At 66.6% G+C, this 512-nt stretch carries 2 protein-coding genes; one reads left to right on the forward strand and one right to left on the reverse strand.

Going from position 1 to position 512, the window contains the following annotated elements; all coding sequences use genetic code 11:
- The coding region (locus tag DM995_RS18100; RefSeq protein ID WP_116970602.1) for an SDR family oxidoreductase at positions 1–180 on the forward strand (180 nt) is incomplete at its 5' end.
- A gap of 100 nt (positions 181–280) precedes the next feature.
- On the opposite strand, the gene DM995_RS18105 is transcribed toward DM995_RS18100, so the two are convergent.
- Positions 281–512 (reverse strand): class I SAM-dependent methyltransferase (locus DM995_RS18105; RefSeq protein WP_198669473.1); only part of this gene is annotated, 232 nt, incomplete at its 5' end.

The raw sequence follows: 512 nt of genomic DNA on the forward strand, positions 1-512 counted from the left end.
AAGGTGCGCGGGATGAGCGAGCAGCAGGTGATCAACGACGTGATACTGGCATCACAGCCGACTCATCGCTTCATCACCAGCGAGCAGGTGGCGGAAATGGTGCTGTTCCTCTGCTCCGACGCGGCGAGCGGGATTACCGGTTCGAGCTTCTCGATCGACGGGGGGTGGACGGCCCGCTGACGGGCAGGGGTGCGCCGCGGCAAAGCCGCGTCGTCGGTCGCGTCGATTGCCGGATCACGTCAATCGCGCGCCGGCCGGGCACAGCGCGGGAGTCGGCGGATTACTGCTGCGCAGTAACCGCCCGCCCCGCTTGGCCGTACAGGTAATCGCGCGTCAGCGGCACGGCATCGCGCTTGCGGCTGAGCTGGATCTGCCAGACGAGGTGATCGTCGTGCCGGAAGGCCATGATCGCGCCGGCGAGATAGAATTCCCACATGCGGAAGAAGCGCTCGTCGTAGAGCGCCACGATCTCGGCCTTGCGGGCGCGGCAGCGCTTCAGCCAGTGCTCCAGA

Origin of the sequence: Blastomonas sp. UPD001 (genome assembly GCF_003426715.1) — a bacterium.
In the GTDB taxonomy this organism is placed as follows: domain Bacteria; phylum Pseudomonadota; class Alphaproteobacteria; order Sphingomonadales; family Sphingomonadaceae; genus Blastomonas.